Source organism: Mycolicibacterium peregrinum, assembly GCF_001665625.1.
Taxonomy (GTDB): domain Bacteria; phylum Actinomycetota; class Actinomycetes; order Mycobacteriales; family Mycobacteriaceae; genus Mycobacterium; species Mycobacterium peregrinum_B.
In genome coordinates this window covers 95,685-102,854 of record NZ_LZSY01000171.1, presented here as the reverse complement: position 1 = coordinate 102,854, position 7,170 = coordinate 95,685, and the positions used below count along the sequence as shown (strand labels likewise).

6 protein-coding genes are annotated in these 7,170 nt (G+C 65.1%); all 6 read right to left on the bottom strand.

The window, feature by feature from the left end; genetic code table 11:
- Nucleotides 1–48 precede the first annotated feature (48 nt).
- Nucleotides 49–1,434 (bottom strand): MFS transporter, encoded by a 1,386-nt coding sequence (locus A5779_RS27295; protein ID WP_064886826.1) that lies wholly within the window; start codon nt 1,432–1,434, stop codon nt 49–51.
- A 130-nt stretch (nt 1,435–1,564) separates the two neighbouring features.
- The gene (locus A5779_RS27290) at nt 1,565–2,704 is read right to left on the bottom strand and encodes a PucR family transcriptional regulator (protein ID WP_082941876.1); all 1,140 of its coding nucleotides are present in this window, start codon (nt 2,702–2,704) and stop codon (nt 1,565–1,567) included.
- Nucleotides 2,682–3,464, bottom strand: coding sequence for a maleate cis-trans isomerase family protein (locus A5779_RS27285; protein WP_236734902.1), 783 nt, complete (start codon nt 3,462–3,464; stop codon nt 2,682–2,684). The genes A5779_RS27290 and A5779_RS27285 overlap by 23 nt, the downstream gene beginning before the upstream one ends.
- The gene (locus A5779_RS27280) at nt 3,454–4,242 is read right to left on the bottom strand and encodes an SDR family oxidoreductase (RefSeq protein ID WP_064886825.1); all 789 of its coding nucleotides are present in this window, start codon (nt 4,240–4,242) and stop codon (nt 3,454–3,456) included. The genes A5779_RS27285 and A5779_RS27280 overlap by 11 nt, the downstream gene beginning before the upstream one ends.
- Before the next feature lie 32 nt (nt 4,243–4,274).
- Nucleotides 4,275–5,597, bottom strand: coding sequence for a M20 family metallo-hydrolase (locus tag A5779_RS27275; RefSeq protein ID WP_064886824.1), 1,323 nt, complete (start codon nt 5,595–5,597; stop codon nt 4,275–4,277).
- Between the two features lie 68 nt (nt 5,598–5,665).
- Nucleotides 5,666–7,084, bottom strand: a complete 1,419-nt coding sequence (gene hydA, locus A5779_RS27270; RefSeq protein ID WP_064886823.1) for a dihydropyrimidinase — start codon at nt 7,082–7,084, stop codon at nt 5,666–5,668.
- Nucleotides 7,085–7,170: the final 86 nt, after the last annotated feature.

Below are 7,170 nucleotides of genomic sequence, written 5' to 3'. Positions count from 1 at the left end.
GGCCGCATATGACCAGGCAACGGCAGATGTGACTTCCCTCCGTTGCGCCTACCCGGTGCGGGCCACGGTCTGGCCGGGCTGAGGTAGGCGATCGGTGCTGCCGCCGTCGAGGAGATTGTCGAGGTTGCGCTTCGAGGTTTCCGGCGCGAAGTAAGCGGCGATCAACGTCAGCAGAGATGACGCCGAGATATAGATCGCGACCGAAGTCACCGAACCGGTGGTGTCCAGAAGCGTCGACGCGATCAACGGTGCGAACCCGCCTCCGACGATGCCGATCAGCATGTACCCGAGTGAGACGCCGGTGTAGCGGTAGCTGGTGTCGAAGAGTTCCGCGATGAATGCCGCGAGCACGCCGTACATCGCGCCCTGGAACACCATCGCAACGGACACCGAGAGCACCATCAGCCCGAAGTTGCCGGTACCCATCAGCGGGTACACCGCGAAGGCCCACACCGCCATCCCGACACCGCCGATGAGGAAGGGAACGCGACGGCCCACCCGATCACTGAGTCGTCCGAAGTACAGAATCGACAAGAGCTGAGCGACGGCGCCGATGGCCACAGCGTTGAGGACTGTTCCCTTCGAGATGTCGGTGTGATGAGTGACGTAGGACAACGAGAACACGTTGATCACGAAGTAGGCGACCTGCTGGCCGAGCCCGAGCAGCACTACCAAGAGGATCATCTTCGGGGCGTGGCGGAGCACCTGCAGGATCGGGGCCTTCGCCTCGTTGTCCTTGAGCTGCTTCTGGTTTCGGGTGAAGACCGAGGATTCGACGATCTTGACGCGAATCAGCAGGCCCACCAACACCAGTGGCGCACTGAGCAGGAACGGGATACGCCAACCCCATGCCATGAACTGTTCCTCGGTCATCAGCGCGCTCACCGCTGCGAGCGTGGCCGTGGACAACAGGAAGCCCAACGGGGAGGCGGACTGCATCCAGCTGCCGGCCCGTCCCCGGCTGTCCACGGACTCGTCCTGCTCCACCACCATCAGCACGGCACCGCCCCATTCACCACCGAGACCGATGCCTTGAATCAGGCGACACAGCACCAGCAGGACGGGCGCCAGAATGCCGATGGAGCTGTAGGTCGGCAGCAGTCCGATGGCCACGGTAGCGGCACCCATCATCAAGATGGTCGCGATCAGGGCTGCCTTGCGCCCGACCCGGTCACCGATGTGGCCGAAGATGATTCCACCGATCGGGCGCGCAGCGAACCCGACCCCGAATGTGGCCAGCGCCAACAATGTTCCCGCCGCCGGATCCACATCGGGAAAGAAGATCTTGCCGAACACCAACGCGGCGACGGATCCGTAGATGTTGAAGTCGTACCACTCGATCGTGGTGCCGACCATGCTCGCGACGATGGTGCGCCGGCGGCGCGATTTCGCGGCCGCGGTGTCGGTGGCGGCAGCAGGAACTGAAGGGTTCATATGGTCCTCTGGTAGGTGCTGGTCATAGCGAAAATGCTAGGGCGGCAATATGGCTGCACCCATAGTCGCGGTGCAACGCGATCCAGCTCACACAGTGTGCGTCTGCACAATTGCGGACGTGTACGCAGGCTCATGACCGCAGCAGGCACAGTTGCACCATGGCTTGCGCCCGAGGTGTGCGGAGACTGATCCCGGTGGCATCCTCGAACTTCCGGATCCGATTGAGCACCGTGTTGCGGTGGCAATAGAGTTTGGCGGCCGTGGCAGACACCGATCCGCTGTCGGCGAACACCAGCATGGTCTCGACCAGGAGGTCGCGGTCGTTCATCGCCGCAAGGGGAGCTTCCACGTAGCTGCGCAGATCGTCGAACACGGTGCACAGCTGAGCAATCGACAACTGCGACCAGGAACGCCGGAGCGTGGTCCCCTCGACTCCCAGCTGCGCAAGCATCCGGACCGTCGCGGCGGACTGGAAACTGTTCTGTAACAGAACGGCTCGGGGTGCCACCGCCCCTGCCACACCGCCCAGGACATCGACTGCCAGGGCCTCGTCATCGGGCCAGCGGGTGTGGGCGGACAGGAGGAACAGCGTGACGCCCTTGCTGGTGTGATCCAACGCCACCACTCCCAATCCTGCGAGCCGCCTGGTCACCGTCGAGATCGCGTCCTCGTCGGTGACGCCCATGACCCAGTAGGACGCCGTCTCGTCGAGGCCGAGTACCTCGGCTGCGCGGCGTACCACGGTCGGACTCGGTCCGTCCGAGAACAAGTCGGAGAGACTTCGCTGTTGTTCGATGGCATCGGTACGCGCCATCTGCAGGCGCTCGTCGAGGTAGCCCCGCTGAATGGCACCGGCGAAATCGTCGACCACAGTCCACAGTTGACCGACGTGCATGGCGAGCACAGCCATGTCGCTGTCGTCGGCCAGACGCAACAACGCCGACCACGCAACGAGGAAGTCGTTTCGGACGGCCGCGCTCAGGTTCTCCAACGCGATGCCCTGGCGGGCGCGCAACGCCCCGACCTGCGCCGGGAATGCCATCAGCTCGGCAGACAGCGGCCTGGCCAACAGGCACCCGAGAAGGTAGCGGAATGCGTTGCGGGCGCTGTCTTTCAGATCGTGCGCGTCCGGGACACCGTCGTAGTAGCGGGCGCCACCGTCGATCCGCTCGAGATACTCGGCCGCGAGTTCATCGTCAATGCCGGCGAGTCTCTCCAGGAGCACCTGCCACCGGCCGTCGGCCTCCTCACGATCGGGCAACGGTCCCACTGGTCAACCCCAGGGTCCCGGCCAGGTCCAGCCCCCAGCGGGGGTTCAGCGGACCGGCACCCACCATGGCCAGGCACGCTGCGAGCGTGATCGCCACCGAATCGACCACCGGGATGCCGATTTCGGCTCGAGCATCCTCGACGGCATCGGCGCCGTGCAGATTGGTGCAGACGTAGGCGACCGCGTCAGGTCCACTTTGTGCGACCAGACGGGTGGGCGCCAGCAGCTCGTCGGCTCGTATCCGGCCGATATCGGCGGTCTCGGTGAGACCGAAACCATGCGCCGCCGTCACGGTGACGCCCTCGTCGCGGTAACACTCGCCGATCCTGGCATTCATGTCGTCGGGGTAGGGCGTGACCAGGCCGATGCTGCGCACGCCCAGTGCCGTGAATGCCGCCAGGGTGGCTTGCGTGCTGGTGAGCGCCCGCACGCCGGTCTTGGTGGTGATGGCGTCGGTGATCGCCCGATCATGGGCGGTTCCCAGCCAAGAGCCCGCCGTGCCGTTGAAGGCGATCACATCGACGTTCGCCGCGGCCAGTAGGACCGCCGCTGCTTCCATTGCGGCCGTGTCGAACTGGGCGTCGGAGGTGCCGTCGAGCCCGACCCGGCCGACCGGAATGCGGGTGAAGTGGACGCTGACGTCAGTCCGCTCCCCCAACATCCGGTACGTCGTGGGTTCCAGGCATGTGTTCGACGACGGCACGATCATCCCGATCCGTGCCACCCGCCACGCCGTCGGCCGCGGAAACTCAGACGGCACGGGTGATTCCGCCGTCATTCGTGATCGTGGTTCCGTTCAGGTATGCGGCCCGCGGCGAGGCCAGGAACACGATCGAATAGGCGATGTCCCGCGCGCTGGGGATGTAGGTCAGCGGCAGGTTCTCCAGGTAGCGCTCCTCGGCTTCTTCGGGCGTGCAGCCCCAGTCCTTGGCGTTGGCAGCGAACTGTTTGACCAGACGCGCGGTCCGGACCGGGCCCGGGCAGACCGTGTTGATCATGACGCCTTGGGCACCAACCTGAAGCGACAACGACTTGCTGAAGTTCAGGATCGCGGCGTTGGCCGCCGCCCCTGGCATGTGATACTCCAGCGCCTGCTTGCCGGAGTTCCCTGCGACGTTGACGATGCGCCCGTTGCCGTTCTTGAGCAGGTGCGGCAACGCGGCCCGGGTCATGCGGATGAATCCGAACAATTTGAGGTTGATGTCGGCGACCCACTGTTCGTCGGTGAGGTCACCGAACCCACCGAAGGACGATGCGCCGGCGTTGTTGATCAGGATGTCCAGGCCGCCGAGTTCGTCGACGACGTTGGTGACGACCGAGTCGAACACCGTCTTGTCGCTGAGATCGGCCGCCACGGACACGGCCTTGACGCCGGTCCTGGCCGAGATCGAGGTGCAGGCCTCGTTCAGCGCGTCCGCGCGACGGGCCACCAGTGCCACGTCGGCACCTTCTTCGGCCAGCAACTCCGCGGTGGCCAGTCCGATGCCGTCGCTGGCACCGGAGATCAGTGCCCGCATGCCGTGCAGTCCCAGGTCCATGTTGGTCTCCTATTCGTGGTTGTGGTTGCGCGTCAGCGGACGCGGTTGGCAGTGGCTGAGTCCAAGGCGCCGTCGAGCATGCGGGCCAGCGTCTCGGTGAGCAGATCCACACCCGTGCAAAGGTCTTCGTCCGAGGTGAATTCGGCCTCAGCGTGCGAGATGCCTTCCACGCTGGGAACGAACAGCATCACCGAAGGAACGATCTCCTTCATGTTGGTCGAGTCGTGGCCGGCGCGGGTCTGCACGAGCATGCTCGACATGCCGAGGTCATCGGCGACGGTGCGGGCCAACTCCACCCCTTCCGGCTGGTAGTGGTGGCCGGGCCAGACGTGGGCCTTGCGGTGCTCCACCTTGACCTTGGCGCGGATCTCGGCCTCGGCGATGCGCTTTCGCAGCGCGGCGTCGGCGGCGGCGAGCAACTCGTCGTTGTCAGAACGCAGGTCCAGGTGCATGTGGACCTCGCGCGGTACGACCACCGGAGAGTTGGGCAGCACGGTCAACTGCCCGCAGCTGGTATGCAGCTCCTCGCCGAACTCGTCGGCGATGTCGCGTAGCGCCACCACGATCAGCGCCGCGCCGAGCAGCGCATCCTGACGGTCGTCTATCGCCGTCGCTCCGGTGTGCCCTTGAGCGCCAACGACATTCAATTCGTACTTGTTGGCGGCCCAGGTGCGGTCCACCAACCCGATGGACACGTTGTGCTTCTCCAGTTCGCGGCCCTGCTCGATATGAATCTCGGCGTAGGCAGCCAGCCGCCGGGTGACGTCACCGTCCGGGAACACATCCGTTTTCCCGATGCTGTCGATGGCGGTGAGGGCGTCGCGGACGGTGACGCCGTCCTGATCGGTGATGTTGAGCGTGTCTTCGAGATCCGCTGCGCCGGTGAACACGGCACTGCCCATCAGGGACGGCTTGAACCGCGAGCCTTCTTCGTTGAACCAGTCCACCACGGCGACGTTGTAGATCGGCGTCACACCGGATTCGGCAGCTTGGCGGCGGATCCGGTCGGCGGCGGTCGCCCCGGCGAAAACTCCGTAGGCGCCATCGAACTTGCCGCCGCGGGGCTGGCTGTCGAGGTGTGATCCGACCAGGACGTAGGGCGCCCCTGGCTGAAACTCCAGCAGGCCGAACAGGTTTCCGACCCGATCCACTTCCACGGTGAATCCGCGCTGACGCAGCCACTGCGAGAACCAGTCCCGCATCTGCCCGTCCTCGGCGGTGGCGGCCTGACGTTCCACACCGCCGGCCGGGGTCTCACCGATGACGGCCAATTCTGCCCAGGAGTCGAGGAACTCGCGGTCGCGGCCGGCGTCGAGACGAATGCGCAATTCGGTGTTGCTGTGTTGTGCGGTCAAGGTTTCCTCCAGGCACGTTGAATGAACGTCGCAGCCTCCGGCGACGCTTGACGGTGGGCCGTTTCAGGTCAGATCAGGTATTGCGACAGCCCGCGTTTGAGGTAGCTGCCGTGGCCTTTCCGCCCCAGGTACTGGTCACGGTCGACGACGACGGTGCCACGCGAGAGCACGGTCTTGACGCCGCCGTCGATCTCGAAGCCCTCCCAGGTGGAGTGGTCGAGGTTCGAGTGGTGGGTCTTGTCGAAGCCGATCGAGGTGTGCGCCTCGGGGTCATAGATCACGATGTCCGCATCTGCGCCGGGCGAGATGATTCCCTTACGCGGATACAGCCCGAACATCCGCGCCGGGGTGGTCGCACACACGTCGACCCAGCGCTCCAAGCTCAGGTTGCCGTTGACCACGCCCTGGTACATCAGGTCGATGCGATGTTCCACACCGGCCATGCCGTTGGGGATCTTGGAGAAGTCGTCAATGCCCATCTCCTTCTGCCCCTTGAAACAGAACGGACAATGGTCGGTGGACACCGTCGCCACGTCGCCGGTACGGATGTAGCGCCACAGCTCGTCCTGATGACGCTCCTCGCGGGAACGCAACGGCGTCGAACACACCCACTTGGCGCCCTCGAACCCGGCGGCACCCAGCTGCTCCTCCAGCGACAGGTACAGGTACTGCGGGCAGGTCTCGGCGAACACGTTGGCGCCGCGGCCGCGAGCGGTGGCGATCTGCTCCATCGCCTGCTTGGCCGAAACGTGGACCACATACAGCGGTGCGCCGGTGACCTTCGCCAGCATGATGGCGCGGTGGGTGGCCTCCTCTTCCAGCTCCCACGGCCGCGATACCCCGTGGTAGTAGGGCGAGGTTTCGCCGCGTTCGATGTGCTGGGCCACCAGCTGATCGATGGCGATGCCGTTCTCGGCATGCATCATCGTCAGCGCACCGTTGCTCGCACACTGCTGCATGGCCCGCAGGATCTGACCGTCGTCGGAGTAGTAGACCCCCGGGTAGGCCATGAACAACTTGAAGCTCGTCACGCCCTCGGCAACCAGCTCGTCCATCGCCTTGAGGGCATCGGCGTCCACCCCGCCCAGGATCTGGTGGAAGCCGTAGTCGATCGCGCAGTTGCCCGCGGCCTTGTTGTGCCAGGCAGCCAAGGTGTCCTGAACCCGCTCACCGTGTCGCTGGATCGCGAAGTCGATGATCGTGGTGGTGCCGCCGTGGGCGGCCGCGCGGGTGCCGGTCTCGAAGGTGTCGGAGGCGACAGTGCCGCCGAAAGGCATCTCCATGTGGGTGTGGGCGTCGACGCCGCCAGGAATGACGTAGCGGCCCGAGGCATCCAGGACCCGGTCGAAGGTCTGATCGGGATCGCCGAACAGAGCCAGCGCCGGATCGACCAGGGCGGCGATGCGCTCGCCGTCGATGAGCACGTCGAGCGCCTGACAGCCGGTGGGGGAAACGACGGTGCCGCCGCGGATGTACGTCGTGGTCATGGCAAGAGATCGTATGGCTGCCAACGTGATCCGGCCCATAGCCGCCGTGCAACGTATTGGCCCGCACAAATTGTGCACACGCACAC